Origin of the sequence: Rhodococcus sp. Leaf278 (assembly GCF_001426085.1) — a bacterium.
In the GTDB taxonomy this organism is placed as follows: domain Bacteria; phylum Actinomycetota; class Actinomycetes; order Mycobacteriales; family Mycobacteriaceae; genus Rhodococcoides.
Map to the genome: position 1 here is coordinate 108,295 of NZ_LMRR01000002.1, position 16,001 is coordinate 124,295.

The 16,001-nt window shown below is 65.3% G+C and carries 14 protein-coding genes; 3 read left to right on the top strand and 11 right to left on the bottom strand.

Annotated elements, in window-relative coordinates:
- Positions 1–2: 2 nt before the first annotated feature.
- On the bottom strand, positions 3–1,592 hold the full coding sequence (locus tag ASG84_RS03285) for a DNA polymerase Y family protein (RefSeq protein WP_057475621.1): 1,590 nt from the start codon (positions 1,590–1,592) through the stop codon (positions 3–5).
- Positions 1,589–2,413, bottom strand: a complete 825-nt coding sequence (locus ASG84_RS03290) for a hypothetical protein (protein ID WP_156399366.1) — start codon at positions 2,411–2,413, stop codon at positions 1,589–1,591. The genes ASG84_RS03285 and ASG84_RS03290 overlap by 4 nt, the downstream gene beginning before the upstream one ends.
- Before the next feature lie 199 nt (positions 2,414–2,612).
- Here ASG84_RS03290 and ASG84_RS03295 point away from each other — a divergent pair, with 199 nt between their 5' ends.
- A complete protein-coding gene (locus ASG84_RS03295; RefSeq protein WP_057475622.1) occupies positions 2,613–3,842 on the top strand; it encodes a serine/threonine-protein kinase in 1,230 nt (409 codons plus the stop codon).
- 18 nt (positions 3,843–3,860) lie between these two features.
- Here the strand turns inward: ASG84_RS03295 and ASG84_RS03300 are convergent, their stop codons facing one another.
- The 6 genes from ASG84_RS03300 to ASG84_RS03325 form a co-directional block, all read right to left on the bottom strand.
- Positions 3,861–4,550: a response regulator gene (locus ASG84_RS03300; protein ID WP_057475623.1), complete on the bottom strand. Its 690-nt coding sequence runs from the start codon at positions 4,548–4,550 to the stop codon at positions 3,861–3,863.
- Positions 4,538–5,671, bottom strand: a complete 1,134-nt coding sequence (locus ASG84_RS03305; RefSeq protein WP_057475624.1) for a sensor histidine kinase — start codon at positions 5,669–5,671, stop codon at positions 4,538–4,540. The genes ASG84_RS03300 and ASG84_RS03305 overlap by 13 nt, the downstream gene beginning before the upstream one ends.
- A complete protein-coding gene (locus ASG84_RS03310; protein ID WP_235581516.1) occupies positions 5,668–6,369 on the bottom strand; it encodes an alkaline shock response membrane anchor protein AmaP in 702 nt (233 codons plus the stop codon). The genes ASG84_RS03305 and ASG84_RS03310 overlap by 4 nt, the downstream gene beginning before the upstream one ends.
- 85 nt (positions 6,370–6,454) lie before the next feature.
- The gene (locus tag ASG84_RS03315; RefSeq protein ID WP_057475625.1) at positions 6,455–7,462 is read right to left on the bottom strand and encodes a DNA polymerase III subunit beta family protein; all 1,008 of its coding nucleotides are present in this window, start codon (positions 7,460–7,462) and stop codon (positions 6,455–6,457) included.
- A 52-nt stretch (positions 7,463–7,514) separates the two neighbouring features.
- The gene (locus ASG84_RS03320; protein ID WP_057475626.1) at positions 7,515–8,162 is read right to left on the bottom strand and encodes a response regulator; all 648 of its coding nucleotides are present in this window, start codon (positions 8,160–8,162) and stop codon (positions 7,515–7,517) included.
- Complete coding sequence (locus ASG84_RS03325) at positions 8,159–9,502, bottom strand: sensor histidine kinase (protein WP_057475627.1); 1,344 nt, start codon at positions 9,500–9,502, stop codon at positions 8,159–8,161. The genes ASG84_RS03320 and ASG84_RS03325 overlap by 4 nt, the downstream gene beginning before the upstream one ends.
- A 146-nt stretch (positions 9,503–9,648) precedes the next feature.
- Between ASG84_RS03325 and ASG84_RS03330 the strand changes: the two genes are divergently transcribed.
- Together ASG84_RS03330 and ASG84_RS03335 are read left to right on the top strand one after the other, a co-directional pair.
- The gene (locus tag ASG84_RS03330; protein ID WP_235581517.1) at positions 9,649–11,007 is read left to right on the top strand and encodes a PspC domain-containing protein; all 1,359 of its coding nucleotides are present in this window, start codon (positions 9,649–9,651) and stop codon (positions 11,005–11,007) included.
- Complete coding sequence (locus tag ASG84_RS03335) at positions 11,004–11,264, top strand: hypothetical protein (protein ID WP_057475629.1); 261 nt, start codon at positions 11,004–11,006, stop codon at positions 11,262–11,264. Before ASG84_RS03330 ends, ASG84_RS03335 begins: the two co-directional genes overlap by 4 nt.
- A gap of 5 nt (positions 11,265–11,269) precedes the next feature.
- On the opposite strand, the gene guaA is transcribed toward ASG84_RS03335, so the two are convergent.
- The 3 genes from guaA to ASG84_RS03350 all read right to left on the bottom strand — a co-directional run bounded on the left by guaA (position 11,270) and on the right by ASG84_RS03350 (position 15,995).
- A complete protein-coding gene (guaA, locus tag ASG84_RS03340; RefSeq protein WP_057475630.1) occupies positions 11,270–12,859 on the bottom strand; it encodes a glutamine-hydrolyzing GMP synthase in 1,590 nt (529 codons plus the stop codon).
- Positions 12,860–12,889: 30 nt separating this feature from the next.
- The gene (locus tag ASG84_RS03345) at positions 12,890–14,644 is read right to left on the bottom strand and encodes an FAD-dependent oxidoreductase (protein ID WP_057475631.1); all 1,755 of its coding nucleotides are present in this window, start codon (positions 14,642–14,644) and stop codon (positions 12,890–12,892) included.
- 211 nt (positions 14,645–14,855) lie between these two features.
- Positions 14,856–15,995 carry a GuaB3 family IMP dehydrogenase-related protein gene (locus ASG84_RS03350; protein ID WP_057475632.1) on the bottom strand — a complete coding sequence of 380 codons (1,140 nt, stop codon included), beginning with the start codon at positions 15,993–15,995 and terminating at the stop codon, positions 14,856–14,858.
- Positions 15,996–16,001: the final 6 nt, after the last annotated feature.

Below are 16,001 nucleotides of genomic sequence, written 5' to 3' on the forward strand. Positions count from 1 at the left end.
CGCTATTCGTAGATTCCCTCCACCCGCCACCGACCTTCGTCGAACACGAGCAGCAGAGCCCTTTCGTCGTCGAGCACCACCTGGGCCCGCGCTGTCGGACCTGTCGATGCGTTGCCGCTGTCCCACCACCGCTCGTCCACCGGCCACGGCCCGGCCAATCCCGTCAGTTCCCATTCCTTGGTTCCCCAGCGCAATCGTGCCGGTGGCGCGTCGAACACACCGCGGTCGGTGACGCCGATTCCCGTACCCGTCCGATTCATCAGCGTCACCGTGGGACGCGTCTCGATCACCGCCGCGGGAGCAGGCTCGGGTAACCGTCCGGGCCATGGATGGGAGGGATCGGACATCGGCACCAGCTCGTCGCCGAGTGGGCGCAGCGTTATCCGTTCGGCCGGCCCGCGCCCACCGCTGAGCACACCGCCCAGCACCGATTCGCCACCGAGCAGACCCTGAACGCGGACCAATGCCCGACGCGCTCTCTCGTCCTCGTCGCCGACACTGCCCCACAACCCCAGTTGCAGCTCGCCGGCTGCCACCACCTCGATCGGCTCGAGCCTCAGAACGGTGATCGCGGACGTCGGCTTGTTCTCGCTGCGCCCGGTCAGCCAGCCGTCCAGCTGCCACCGCACGCGATCGGCTGTCCCCTCCGGCGTCAACGGCTCCGCGCAGCGCCAGATCCGCGACAGGTTCTCACCGTTGCCGGTACTGGCATGTACCAGCAGACGAGTACACGCAACGGCAGCGGCGGCAAGCTTGGTGTGCAGCTGTTCGGCAAGACCGCGCCCGGCGAATGCAGCAGCGTCGACCCGATCGATCGGCGGATCGCACCGGTACTCCACATCGAGATCCGGCGGCAGTGCTCGGGCCGAGGGCGGGCGTTCGGGCTCGCCCCTGGCACTACGATGCGCCAACACCGCATCGGTACCGAACCGCGACGCGACATCACCCGGAGACAGCGCAGCGAAATCGCCGATGGTTCGTAGACCCAAGCGTCGCAACAGGTCCACCAACTCACCACGATCGGCAGCGGACATACTCGGTTCGGCCGAGAGTTCTGCCACCGGTAACGGAGCGAGAAAGCCGGCACCACCTCCACGCGGTACCACCTGCGCGTACCGAGCGGCAACGACTGCAGTGGACAACTCGTCGGCGATACCGATCTGGCATTCCACACCGGCAGCCGACGCTTGGTCGATCAGCCGTTCCGCGGCCCGATGCTCGGTACCGAAATACCGTCCGACACCGCGGGCAGCGAGAACCAACAGGCCCGGCCGCAGCACTTCGACTCCCGGTGCGATAGCGGCGACGGCAGAGACCACGGGCTCGAACAGTCGCGCATCACGATCGGCATCGGCCAGAGCGACATGCACATCCGGGCACCGCGCCTGGGCTTCCCGACGCCGTAGTCCGCGTTTGATACCCGACGCACGTGCCGTCGCCGAGCACGCGACGACCCTGTTGGCGGACGTGACGACCACCGGATGCGTGGCAGGCAGATCGGCCTGAGCAGCTGCCGCAACAGCGGGCCAATCAGGACACCACAGTGCTAGTACACGACTGGCAAGAACACGGCTGGAGCGATCGATGCTCATGTCGAGACCGCGATCGACAATGGATTCTGCTCGGGCTGTTCGGCATGCCACTCGATGCGGCCGTTCTCCGAACGCAGGTCGAGTCGAACGGTGCGGGGACGCATCGCCTTGCCGCGCGCGCACACCGACAATCGGACGCCGCGGAGCCGGCCGCGCCCCAGCTCCCGACCGGTACCGAGACCGTCGTAACCGTGCACCGATGCGTCCAGTCGTAGCTCTGCCCCGTCCCAGTGTCCATCGGTCACCAGCAGCGTAGAACCCTTGCTCCGCGCCCTGGCCACCACGGCTCTGGCCCGAGTGGGCGGTACCGACAGACCACCGAGACCGAGTACCACGAGGTCCACGCCGTCGAGCAGGATTGCCGCCACTTCCACCGGATCGGGTCCGGGATCGGGAATCAGAGCCAGTTTGCTCAGCTGTGCGCCCATCTCCACCGCAGCGAGAATTCCGAAACGAGGCTGCCCGATGACGGCGACATGCCCACCGGCACCTGTCACTGCGGCCACCAAACCGATCAGCAGCGAGCCGGCACCGGACACCGAGGCCACCGTTCCACGCACCAGTCCACCGTGCGGCAGCACGTCGATCAGCGCAGAGGGCACCGGAAGAACGGCCCGCTGACGGACCGGACGTATCGGCTCGGCCTCGCCCCGATCCGAGCGAACGGGATCTGGATCGGGGACCGAATTCTCGATGCGCACCGACGCCGTTTCGCCCCGCGAGGGCACGGCAGCCATCCTGCTACGCAGCAACGCGACACGCTCCGGCAGCGACAACCCGTCGAGCACATCCGGCGTGACAGAAGCTCCCGATACAGTCATGTCACTCCCCTTCACGATGTAGAAAATCGAGCCGAAACATCGGTGTTCGTCGAACGCGGGAAGTGGCGTATTCGAACACAATTTCGATCTGCACTCAGTAAAGCCGCTCGGACGCCGACTCGTCAAGGCGGTGCCGAAGCCGCTGGTGAGGGCTTCCGTTCTGTGGCCGCGGGCACACCCGGCCATCGTGAACTAACCTGTGGGCGTGACCGATCAGCAGCGTGTTCGACGAGGAGTCGGACCCGACTACCTCCTGGCCGGAAGATACCGCCTTGCGGGCAAACTCGGGGGCGGCGGAATGGGCGCAGTATGGCTCGCCACCGACACACTCCTGCACCGTCAGGTTGCCGTCAAACAGGTCACGTCCACCACCACACTGAGCCCTGAGCAAGCCGTCGAGGTGCGCAATCGGGCCATGCGTGAGGGGCGCATCGCCGCCCGCCTGTCCAGCCCCCACGCCATCGCGATGCACGATGTCGCTCTGGTCGACGGCGAGCCGTGGCTGGTCATGGAATACCTGTCCTCACGCAGTCTCGCGCAGGCGCTCGGCACCACCGATTCGCTACCGCCGTTCGAGGTTGCTCAGATCGGGGCACAGATCGCCGACGCACTGACCGAGGCGCACGAGGCAGGAATCGTGCACCGCGACATCAAGCCGGGCAACATTTTGATCGCCGACCGCGGCAAGGATCTGGGCATCGTCAAGATCAGTGATTTCGGCATCTCCCGCGCCAAAGGGGACGTCGAGGAATCCGACGACAGCGTGATCACCGGCACGCCTGCATATTTCGCCCCGGAGGTCGCCCGCGGACAGGATCCCACTGCCGCCAGCGACGTGTTCTCCCTCGGTGCCACGTTGTACACCGCCATCGAAGGCAAACCCCCGTTCGACATCGATCACGATTCGATCGCATTACTGCACCGAGTTGCCAAGGGGCAGATCATTTCTCCCACCCGCAGCGGAGATCTCACCGGTCCGCTGCTGCACATGCTCGAGCCCGATCCTTCTCGGCGTCCCACCATGGCGCAGGCTCGCGACGAGATCATCCTCGCTGCGATCAGCAAGCGCGGCACCATAGCTCAGCTACGCGGAGTACCACTGACTTCTGCGGACGGCGTGGTTCCGGCGTGGGCGAGGCGCTCGACACCGGTGTCCGAATCTCGCCGACCGTCCCGCGAATTCGGTAGCACCGTCGCGGGACTACCCGCCGTGCAACCCGGTGAAAGCACAGTGAATCCGGTTCCCTCCACCTACTCTCCCCCACCGTTCGATCTACCCAGAAAGAAGAAGAACCCCATCGAGAACGTGCTGATGCAGATCGACGACGCCGTCGGCGATCGGACGTCGATTCCAGCGCCCGCCATCCTCGCTGCACTGATCCTCGCTGTCGCAATAGTTCTGATTCTGGTGATCACCGTTGTGCTGTAGACGAATCGAGCCGCAGCGTCAACGCGCCTCGTGCACGACGATCGCGATCTGAACCCTGTTGCTGCACTCCAGCTTCGTCAAGATCCGCGACACGTAGGTCTTCACCGTCGCCACACTCATGTACAACTCTGCGCTGATCTCCGCGTTGGACCTCCCCGATCCGACAGCGACTGCCACCTCACGCTCTCGATCGGTCAGAGAATCGAGCATGTCCCGGGCTCGAGCCGTGGCGGAGTCGTGCGATCGAGCGTCCTGCTCGCGCCAGTGGGTGACCAAGCGTCCGACGGCCGTCGGCGACAGCATCGACTCCCCGGTTCCGACGCGATGCACCGCGTCGATGATGTCGCGCGGTGGCGTGTCCTTGAGCAAGAACCCATTGGCTCCCGCACGCAGAGCGCGCAGCAGATATTCGTCGGTGTCGAAGGTGGTCAACACCACGATTGCCGCTGAAAAGCCCTCTGCACGAAGCATTTCGGTGGCAGCCAGACCGTCCAGGACAGGCATCCGCACATCCATCAGAACCACATCGGGAGACAGCGCGTGCACTGCCTCGATACCACTGTGCCCGTCCGATGACTCACCGACCACGACGATTCCCGGATCCGAACTCAGAATGAGCGACAAACCGGCCCGGACCAATGCGTCGTCGTCGACCAGCAACACCTCGAGTGTCTTGCCAGCTCGGGAACCATCGGTCACTTCGGACATGGTAGCCACGCTTCCAAACGGTAGACCACTCCGCTACTGCTGCGGGCGATTCCGTACTCGATGCGCCCTCCGGCCAGCTCGATTCGCTCGGTGAGTCCGATCATCCCCGAACGAGAACCGGGTACTGTCGCGAACCCCCCTGCACTGATGCCGTTTTCGAGCCACACTCGAATCTCGTTGTCCATCGACGCAATCCCGCAGTACACCGGTAACCCCGGAGCGTGCTTCCTGGCGTTGGTCAGACCTTCCTGAATCACGCGGTGGACGGTCCGTGAAGTAGAAGGCGGCAGCGAGATGTCCGCAGGCATCTCGTCGACGAACGTCACCTGCGTACCGGCTTTTTCCGAATCCTCGATCAGCGCAGCTATATCGCCCACACCCGGCTGTGGACGCGGCGCGTTCACGTCGCCGGATCGAAGCACTCCCAATATCTCTCGCAAATCCTCCAGAGCACCATGGGCATTGGATCTGATGGTCGACGCAAGCACTTCGACCTCGTGCGCACCGACATCCGGCCGAACTTCGAGCGCACCGGCGTGGAGACTGACCAGCGAGATCCGGTGCGCCAGAGCGTCGTGCATCTCGCGCGCGATCCGCTCACGTTCGAGTCCGCGAACGGTCTCGGCCCGCAGGTTCGACTCCGACTCGGCCCGCTCGGCCCGCTCACGCAACGAATCGATGACCTCGCGGCGCGACTTGACGGCGATGCCCCATGCCGCCGGGATGGTCAGAAAGGCAACGCTGACAATCCCGATGTAGAAGATGGACTGTTCGGCCCACAAAGTCGTCCACAACACCGATGCCAGCACATGCAGAACCACCACCGCAGCGGTGACCCGCCACGACTTTCGAGATGCCACGGTGAAGACGGCCACCAATTCGGCACCGCCCACTGCATCGGTGAGAACAGCGCAGGCCGCCAGCGCTACGGCGATTTCGATCGGCCACCGTCGACGCCACCACAGCAACACAGCGCCGAGAACGCCCACGACGATCGAGACGACCGTTTGGGTAGTGGTCATCCCTTCGGTGCCTGCGGCTACCGACAACACCAACAACAGTGCGAACACGATGGCGGCGACGTCCCATGCGCGTTCTCGATGCCGTCGCAGCACAGTCATGATCTGACCAGGGGGCGCCAGTATTGGCTGGTCTTCTTGTCGCGCACCACTACGCCGAGTCTGTCCAGCTCCGAACGCAATTCGCGTGCATCGGAACCCGCCTTCTTCTTCAGTGCCATGTCCCGAGCTTTGAGCACCGCATTCACCTCCGGTGCCAGCCCCGGGGTCTCGGGTACCCACAGGTGATAGAGATCGTCGTAGGGATCACCCGGCGCAACCGAGTAACCGCGCTGCTCGAATGCCGCCTCGATCGCATCGCGCTTCTCCTCGCTCGGCACTCGCACCAACTGACGCGAGGCTGCGTCGAGCAACACCAATTCCTTGCCGTCGACGAACACGGTACCGACTTGCGACCTGGATACCGTGACGGTCTCGCCCTTCTCGGTGATGCGTACGTGCGCTTCCGATACCGCCACCCGCGCAGTGTCGTAGAACGCGGCGGCCACCAGCGCCGAGCCGAGCAGGACCCCGACCCCGATGCACACGTACCGCACCCACCACTGCGACCACGACGCGATCAACCCCAACGGGCCCTGGAACGGTATCCAGGTGAGCGACGCTCCCCACTCCGCCACGTACGGCACCGCGAATCCCAGCAACCCACCGACAATCACGGCACCGACGATCAGGAAGAGCCGATCACCGCGGGAGAACCACAGCACCGCCGGTGGCGTCTCCCCGAGCATCTTGTCGTCCATACCCTCACGGTATCGAGTGCGGGAGCTGGTACCCAGTCATCGAAAGTCGATACTTCTGCGACTGTCGACGACAGGAAGCACTCGATCAGCCGAGCACCGGCATCACCAGGGTCGTCAAAGCGCCGTCGAGCGCGGAGCGCACCAGCATCGGCTGATCCGGTGCAGCGATATCGAGCATCAGGTCGGGACCGACAGCCGACGCGACGGCCGCCTGCAGAACGGCCGCGTCGAAGAACACCACAGTCTCCGGACCGGTCACCTGCGCGGGAACTGCAACATCATCGACCGAGACGCCGTTCGGCCCGGCAACTACGCGCACAGTGCCCCCGTCGAGCGGCACGAAATCTCGTTGCAGCACAACCCTCGTCACGGTCGGGGCCAAACCGTCCATGACCGCCTGCCAGTCGGGGAATTGACCGTCGATCGCATCGACCTCGGCCCGGCCACCGTCGGAGTCGATCACCATCGAGTCGGCGGTTGCCGTCAGCACGAGGGTGCCGGCTACGGGCACCGCCTCGAGTGAGCCGACGGCTGCGATTCTCGACCAAGAGGTGCCGGCCGAGCACTGCGCAACGAGACTTCGGGTGGACAGTCGATACCGATCCGTCGCAGTGAGCGTGACGGCTCCTCCGTCCACCTGGATCAGGACGCCTCGCAACACCGGAAAGTCGTCACTCGTCCCGGCCGCCGACGAGACCTGTGCTACGGCCGAGGCGAAATCGGCAGCAGATACCGTTGCTGTGCAACATTTTTCGTCGAACAATCGCCGGATGGATGCCGCAGCCTCGGCTGCCGCACGCGCCCGAGCGGCAAGCTCTTCGACGTGCCGATCGACGATCTCGACCGCCGCGGCTTCGTCGCCGTCGAGGGCGGCGGCCACCTTGTCGAGCGGCATCCCGATCTCACGTAGTTGTCGAATGATGTTGGCCCGCTTGGACTGTGCACGAGTGTAGTAGCGATAGCCGGACTTCGAATCGGTGGACGCCGGCACGAGCAAACCACAGTCGTCGTAGAAGCGCAGGGCACTCGGAGTCAGCCCACTCGAGCGAGCGAACACACCGATGGTCAGGAACTCTTCGTCCGAATCAGTCATGGTGAAATCCTGAGGCTTCGGGTTGGTCGAAGGTCAAGCCTGATGCGGACGGCTAGTCGATTCGGCGCTTGTGCGCCCATCGCGTGAGTGCGTTCCTGTTGGACTGCTGTGTCTTTCGGAGAACATTCGATGCGTGTGTCTCGACGGTCTTGACCGAGATGAACAGATCCTCGGCGATCTCTCGATAGGTGTATCCGCGGGCCAACAACCGCAACACCTCGAGTTCACGGGGCGTCAGTGAATCCAGTTCCGGATCGAGCGGCGGTTCCGGGGCGGCGCTGCGGCCGGTGAACGAATCGAGGACGAATCCGGCCAGGCGGGGGCTGAACACCGCATCTCCCCCGGCGACGCGTCGAACACCATCGGCGAGCTCCGCACCGGAGATGGTCTTGGTCACGTATCCCCTGGCCCCCGCGCGGATGACGGCAATGACGTCCTCGGCCGCGTCGGACACGCTCAGAGCCAGGCACACCGGACCCTCGGCGATGCGCTCGAGCACGGCGACGCCACCACCGTCGGGCATGTGCACGTCGAGCAACACCACATCGGGTTTCGTCGAGTCGATACCCGATACCGCCTCGGCGACGCCGCCCGCTTCACCGACCACCTCGATGTCCGCCTCTCGGCCGAGTTCGGCTCGGACGCCCGAGCGGAAGACCGCGTGATCGTCGACCAGGAAAACTCGGAACGGGTCGGTCACGTCGGCTGCTCCTGCTGGTTGGATTCGGGCGATTCAGTGGTCACAGTACTGCCGTTGCGGGGCATGAAGATACGTACCTCGGTGCCCTTGCCGACGGACGACCGTACCTGCACGGTGCCGCCGCGGCGTTCGACCCGACCCCTGATGGACTTCGCCAGGCCCTGTCGGTCCTCGGGTACCTCGGTTTCGTCGAACCCGGTTCCGCGGTCACGGACGAAGATGCTGACCTGCTCGGCTTCGGTTTCGGCGAACAGGTCGATGTTGGTTTCACCGGAATGCTTGGCCGCGTTGACCAGGGCCTCACGTGTGGCCCCCAGCAGCGCGGTGAAGCTCTCGCGCGACAGCCCCGATTCGACGTCGTCGGGCAGAAGATGCACGTCCCCGACCGTGATCGGTCTGACGGTCACACCGTGTTGATCCTCGACCTCACCGGAGATGGTCTTGAGTGCGTCGGCCAAGCTGGAGTTGTCGGTGTCGCCGCCGTCGAACAGCCATCTGCGTAGTTCCCGCTCCTGCCCGCGCGCCAACCGCATCACCTCCTGCGGCCGATCGGACTGCTTCTGGATCAAGGCGAGTGTCTGCAACACCGAATCGTGCAGGTGCGAGGCGATCTCCTCACGCTCGTCGTTTCGTATCCGCGCAGCTCGCTCGGCACCGAGCGCACGCCAGGTGCGCAACCAGATGGGAACCGTCAACAGGCCGACGCCGACGAGGGTGACCACCACCGCCAGCAGCGAGGAACGTAGTGCGGCCAGATCGACGCGAGCAAGGACCACCACCCCCAGCCCGAGGACGATCAGCGTTGCTCCGCCGACCACCCGCGCCCAGCTCAGCACGGTCGGATGCTTGGGCAGTCCCAACGCCGTCCGTGGACCCTCCACGTCGAACTCGCGCCACACCAGCGCGGCACCGACCACCACGACTATGACCGGCACGATGACGGATGCGGCAGTGCCGCTGAGGAGCCAGGCGAGCCCCACCGCGAGGCCGAGACCGATAGCAGCCAACCCCAGCGCACGCTGACGTTCGGCCGCACTCGGGTGTGCCGTGTCGTCGCCGACGGGGGTGAACATCCAGATCAGGCCGTAGGCGGCGATTCCGGCACCGGCCGAGGCCGCGAGCAGCGCGAAGGCCACCCGAATCTTGAAGACATCGACGCCGAGATGGTCGGCCAGACCCCCGGCGACGCCGCCGACGATGCGCCCGCCGCCCCGTCGTCGATACTGGGCAGGAGCAGAGCGTGCAGGAGTGACAGGAAGAGCAGGGGTGACCGGCGCGTCGCCGGCGTCGGGTGGTGTGTTGCGGGCGGCGTCAACGGAGGGATTGTCGACAGGGTGCACGCCTCGATCCTGGCACGTACGGGGCGAGTGTCGCATCAGGGTTCGCCCTGATGTTTCGCGCGTTCGCCGACGTCCGATCGCGCTCGGGGTCGATATCAGGGGTATCCCTGATGTGTTTCACGATCGGGAGCGCCACGATGGTTGTCATGAGCAACGTGACCGTCTCGGATCAAATTCAGCAGATGTGGCGCACCCGTCCGCACCGACTGCCGCAACGCGGACATGTGGCGGGTGTCGCAGCCGGTATCGGCTATCGCTACGACGTCGATCCTGTTCTGATTCGGGTCGCATTCGTCGTATCCACCCTGTTCGGTGGTACCGGCATCGTGCTGTATCTGGCGGCATGGTTGGTACTCAACCGAGCCGGCGACACGGCGTCGGGCGCGGAGTCACTGGTCGGCCGCGGTGCCGGCTCCGATTCGACGACCAAGATGGTGGTCGTCGCGGTGGCGTTGGTGATCGCGGTGTCGACGATCGGCCCGGTCGGTGTCGGGCTCGGAGGTTCGGGGCTCATCTCACTGTTGGCCATGCTCGGTGGCCTGTGGTTGCTGCATCAGCGTTGCCCGGAGCCGCCACCGTATCTGCGGACGGAACAGTTTTCCCGAAACTACTACGCACCCAAGCCTTTCGGCTCGAACAGTACGTCAGCGGAGCAGTGGACGGCCGCGCAGTATCGGCCGCCGCAGTTTCAGCAGGAGCACTACAGCCCGTACACGACGCTGCCGAAGAGTTACGTTCCGACGCCGAAACCGGCCGGCGGCTCCGATTCTGCAGACCCCGGTGCCGACCGCACCGTGGATCTGAGCAAGCACAAGCCGGCCGACGCGCCGGCGGTGACTCCCCCGGCGTGGGACCCCCTCGGAGTTGCTCCGTTCGCCTGGGATCTCCCCGAACCGGCACCGGCATTCCCACCGGCAGCGATCGAGCGCAAGCGTCGATCACGTTGGACAGCAAGCTTTCTCGGCCTTGCACTGCTCGGTGCTGCTGTCACCGCCGCGGTCGGAGCCGCATCCGGCGGAGACTGGGCCACAGCGGGCCGCATCGGAGCCGTCGCGCTGTCGATCATCGCGGTCGGGCTGATCCTCGGCGCGTTCCTCCGCAAGGGCTACGGACTGCTGGTGGTTGCGGCACCCCTCGCCGGATTCGTCGCACTGGCAACGGCGATCGGACCGGTGGACCTGGGCAACGAGTCGTCAGGCACCCAGAGCATCGTCCCGTCGACCGCTGCCGAGCTCGCACCGTCCTACGACGTCGGCGCAGGCGAGCTGAACCTCGACCTCACCGGCACGACACTCACCGAGAACCGCACCGTGAACATCGATGTGGCACTGGGCAGTGCGACGGTCGCCGTGCCCGATTCGATGAACGTGATCGTGGAGTGCGAGGCGTTGATGGGTACTTGCCCCTTCGAAACACGGTTCGGCCCGGCCACGAGCGCCGACGCTCCGGTCTTGACGATCGTGGGAGATGTGGCGCTCGGTGAACTGAAGGTGGATCAGCGATGAAGAAGAACAACGCCGATCGTATCGGCCACGACTACGGCGACAGCGACTCCGACACCGAGGCGCAGAACTCGAACCGACGGGGACCGTCAGCGCTGCTCTTGCTTGCAGGACTGGCCGCCATGGTCGTCGCGGTTGCAGCCATCATCGGCCAGGATGCGATCACTGCCCTCGGCGACGTGCAGTTTCGCTGGGTGTTCGTAGTCGCTGCGGTCGCTGTCGGAGCCGCTCTTCTACTGGGCCCCAGCCGAAAGAGCTGACGCGCTCACTCCCACTCGATGGTGCCCGGCGGCTTGCTCGTCACGTCGAGAACGACTCGGTTGACCTCCGGAACCTCGTTGGTCACCCGAGTCGAAATCGTTTCCAGCACGTCGTACGGCAGTCGGGTCCAGTCCGCAGTCATGGCGTCCTCGCTCGACACCGGGCGCAGCACGATGGGATGACCGTAGGTACGACCGTCGCCCTGCACTCCGACACTGCGCACGTCGGCCAACAGCACTACCGGGCACTGCCAGATCTGCTGATCGAGGCCGGCGACCGTAAGTTCTTCTCGGACGATCGAATCTGCATGACGCAACGTGGCCAGCCGATCCGCAGTGATCTCTCCGACGATGCGAATTGCCAGTCCCGGTCCCGGGAAGGGTTGCCTGCCGACGATGTCCTCCGGTAGTCCCAATTCACGCCCGACAGCGCGAACCTCGTCCTTGAACAACGCCCGCAACGGCTCGACCAGGGCGAACTGCAGATCGTCCGGCAAGCCGCCCACATTGTGATGGCTCTTGATGTTGGCGGTTCCCGAACCACCGCCCGACTCCACGACATCCGGATACAGAGTGCCCTGCACCAGGAACTCGACGGAGTCGCCGTGCTCGGCGTTCTCACCCAGCACCTCGGTGACGGCACCCTCGAAGCTACGGATGAACTCGCGGCCGATGATCTTGCGCTTCTCCTCCGGATCGGACACGCCCTCGAGCGCACCGAGGAAGGTGTCGACCGCATCGACGGTGACGAGCTTCGCGCCGGTGGCAGCCACAAAATCCTGCTGCACCTGCTCGCGCTCGCCTGCACGCAGCAATCCATGGTCGACGAAAACACAGGTCAACCGGTCGCCGATTGCCCGCTGCACGAGAGCTGCCGCCACCGCGGAGTCGACGCCACCGGACAGACCGCAGATGGCCTTGCCCGTCGGACCGACCTGCTCCTGGACTGCCTCGATCAGAGCGTCGGCGATGTTGGCCGCTGTCCAGTCCGGAGCGATGCCCGCCGTCTCGTGCAAGAACCGACTGAGTACCTGCTGCCCGTGCGGCGAATGCAGAACCTCGGGGTGATACTGCACTCCAGCCATCTGCTTGGCCTCGTTCTCGAAGGCGGCAACCGGTGCGCCGGCGCTGGTGGCAGTGACGGTGAAGCCCTCGGGAGCTGCAGTGACCGCGTCACCGTGACTCATCCACACCGGTTGGGTCGCAGGCAGGCCGTCGTGCAGTCGACCGCCGTCCACGCTGAGTTGGGTGCGGCCGTACTCCCGCGTTCCGGTGTGTTCGACGGTTCCGCCGAGGGCCTGAGCCATGGCCTGGAATCCGTAGCAGATGCCGAACACGGGGATGCCGAGGTCGAGCAGCGCGGAATCCAATTCGGGCGCGCCCTCGGCGTAGACGCTGGAGGGTCCACCCGACAGCACCAGCGCGACCGGATCCTTTGCTGCGATCTCCTCGGCGGTTGCCGTATGCGAGATCACCTCGGAGTACACGTTGGCCTCACGCACACGGCGGGCGATCAACTGCGCGTACTGAGCACCGAAGTCGACGACGAGAACCGGGCGTGCATGTGCGGGATCGTGTGCAGTGGAGTCGGTCACCGGGTCAGTCTAGTGGGACTGCTGCAGAGGTTACGCAACACCCGAATGCTCGACGTGCAACGCCGCAGAGCCGGACCTGATCTCGACGATCGGCAACCTCAGCCCACCCGGAGCGTCCACCGGGACGACGGGAGAGTTGGGGGCAATGGGGTCGAGACGTTGGTACGGAAGCCCCTGTGCCGGACGAAGATCGAGCTCGCCCTTGTTGGGCCACAGTGCGGCGGACCGCTCGGCCTGCGCGCTGATGGTCAGCGACGGATTGACCCCGAGGTTCGCCGACACAGCCGCCCCGTCCACCACGCTCAGCGTCGGGTATCCGTGGACGCGGTGGTACGGATCGATGACGCCGTGCGCCGAATCCGAGGCAATGGCGCAGCCGCCGAGGAAGTGCGCGGTGAGCGGAATGTTGAACAACTCACCCCAGGTGCCGCCCGCGACGCCGCCGATCTTCTTGGCGATGCGCCGGGTGGCGTCGTTGCCCTCGGGGATCCACGTCGGGTTCGGCTCACCGTGGCCCTGCCTGCTGGAGATCTTGCGGCCGAACGGCCCACGCTTGGTGAACGTGGTGATCGAGTTGTCGAGGTTCTGCATCACCAGCGCGATGATGGTGCGCTCGCTCCAGTGCCGGACATTGACGACGCGAACGAACTGAACCGGGTGTGCGATCAACGCGAACACGAACTTGAGCCAACGCGGGATCTTTCCGCCGCCGTCGGTCATCAGGGTCTGCAGCATTCCCATCGCGTTCGAGCCCTTGCCGTAGCGGCACGGTTCGATGTGCGTGTTGGGGCTGGGGTGGAACGAGGACGTGATGGCGACGCCGCGCGTGAGGTCCATGTTCGGATCGACCTCGAGCTTGGCCGCTCCGACGATCGACTCGGAGTTGGTGCGAGTCAGTTCGCCGAGTGTGTCCGACAGCTTGGGCAGAGCGCCCGTGTCTTTCATCTTGTGCAGCAGATTCTGGGTGCCCCAGGTGCCCGCGGCCAACACGACATTGGCTGCGCTGTACGTCTTCTTGCCCTTGCGGAGCCGAGCACCGGTGCGCTCGGTGTCGACGTCCCAGGTGCCGTCGGATCGCGGAACGAGACCGGTGACGGTCGTCATCGGCACGATCTCGGCTCCTGCGCGCTCGGCCAGGCCGAGGTAGTTCTTCAGCAGGGTGTTCTTGGCTCCGTGGCGGCAACCGGTCATGCACTCGCCGCATTCGATACATCCGGTGCGCTCGGGGCCTGCACCGCCGAAGTACGGGTCCGGGACGGTCTTACCGGGCTCGTCTCCGAAGAACACGCCCACCGGCGTCTGAATGAAGGTGTCGGCAACGCCCATGTCCTCGGCGACCGACTTCATCACCTCGTCGGCGGGAGTCATGTGCGGATTGCGCACGACGCCGAGCATGCGGGTGGCCTGGTCGTAGAACGGCGAGAGCTCACTGCTCCAGTCGGTGATGTGCGCCCACTGCTTGTCCTCGAAGAACGGGGCCTGGGGCTTGTAGAGGGTGTTCGCGTAGTTGAGCGATCCGCCGCCCACTCCGGCACCGGCGAGGATGAGGCAATCGCGCAACAGATGCACGCGCTGGATTCCGTAGAGGCCCAGCTTCGGTGCCCACAGGAAGCGCTTGAGATCCCAGCTGTTCTTCGCGAAGTCCTTGTCCTCGAAGCGTTGCCCGGCTTCCAGGATCCCGACGCGGTATCCCTTCTCCACCAGCCTCAGCGCGGTGACACTTCCGCCGAAGCCGGAGCCGACGATCAAAACGTCGTAATCCGTGGCGCGAACAGCTGAACCCATGGTGACCTCCGCTACATCCGATGCTGTCGAACAGTATGCACACCCCCATGTGACTACCGCCACAAGCGATTCTAGCTGTTACGGGAGGTATCACCAACCCAGGGTGGGTTTACGTGTGCGGGAACTCTTAGCCCTCTACGAAGTTCCGCACACGACGAAGGGCGCGCACCCCCGATCACGGGAGTGCGCGCCCCTGTTGAACTGCAGTCGATCAAGCCCTGACGTTCAGGCCCACCTTCTGGAATTCCTTGAGATCGGAGTACCCCGACTTCGCCATGGATCGACGCAGTCCGCCGACGAGGTTGATCGACCCGTACGACTCCCGCGACGGTCCGTGCAGCACCTGATCGAGGCTCGGACGATCCCCAGCCGACATCGGCAGCAACGCGCCACGCGGCATCGACGGATGCGCCGCCGCGGACGGCCAGTACCAGCCGCCGCCGGGAGCCTCCGCGGCGACGGCAAGCGGAGCTCCGAGAACCGCAGCGTCGGCACCGCAGGCGATGGCCTTGGCCAACGCACCGGACGTGGTGATGTCGCCGTCGGCGATGACGTGCACGTACCGCCCACCGGTCTCGTCCAGGTAGTCCCGACGCGCCGCTGCCGCGTCGGCGATCGCGGTGGCCATCGGAACACCGATGCCGAGCACCTCACCGGTGGTCGTGCCACCTTCGACAGAGCCGTAGCCGACTATGACGCCCGCCGCACCCGTGCGCATCAAGTGCAACGCGGTGCGGTGATCGCTGACGCCGCCCGCGATGACGGGAACGTCGAGTTCGGCGATGAACGTCTTGAGGTTGAGCGGCTCCTCGTCGCCGTGTGCCACGTGCTCGGCGGAGATGATGGTGCCCTGAATGACCAGCAGATCGAGGCCTGCGGCAACCAGAGCGGGTGTCAGCGCACGTGCGTTCTGCGGACTGACCCGCACGGCCACGGTGACGCCGGAATCACGTACCTGGCCGACTGCGGCCGACAGCAGATCGGGCTGCAGCGGCGCGGCATGCAACTCCTGCAGAAATGCGATGGGCGCATCGGGATCGAGATCGGTCTCGGCGATGTGGATCAGCTGATCCAACTTGGCCTGTACGTCCGCGTGGCGGGCCCAGAGACCCTCACCGTTGACGACTCCGAGCCCACCCTGACGACCCAGCTCGATCGCGAACGCGGGCGAGACCAGGGCATCGGTCGGATGGGCGAGCACCGGGATGTCGAAGCGGTATGCATCGAGTTGCCACGCCGTCGACACCTCCTTCGACGACCGAGTACGACGGGACGGGACGATGTCCACGTCGTCCAACTGGTAGGTGCGGCGGGCTTCTCTGCCCATGCCGATTTCAACGAGGTCGCGCACGCGCGC